1 protein-coding gene is annotated in these 289 nt (G+C 72.3%); it reads left to right on the top strand.

Features of this window, described 5'->3' with window-relative positions:
• On the top strand, nucleotides 1–289 hold a 289-nt coding region (locus LZA78_RS17675; protein WP_233678183.1), incomplete at both ends, for a hypothetical protein.

Genomic DNA, 289 nt, shown 5'->3' with positions numbered 1-289 from the left:
GGACCTGGTGCTGGACTTCCTCGAGCGGCTCGGGGTCGGCTCGGTCCTCTTCGTCCCGCTGGGTGCCGGACCCGACTGCCTGGGCTTCCTCGTCCTCTCGCGGATCTCGGACGACCCGGCGTGGACGCAGCTGGAGTACGACGCCGCGCTCGACATCGGCCGCGACCTCGGGCGGGCGGTGGCCAACGCGCGCCAGCGCGACCAGGAACGTGCGGTGGTCAGCCGGCTGCGCGAGCTCGACACCTACCGTGCCGACCTCGTCAACACCGTCGCCCACGAGCTGCGCAAC

Source organism: Rhodobacter flavimaris (genome assembly GCF_021378075.1).
Taxonomy (GTDB): domain Bacteria; phylum Pseudomonadota; class Alphaproteobacteria; order Rhodobacterales; family Rhodobacteraceae; genus Rhodobacter; species Rhodobacter flavimaris.
The sequence above is the reverse complement of the archived record's forward strand: the minus strand, read 5'-3'. Positions and strand labels throughout refer to the sequence as shown.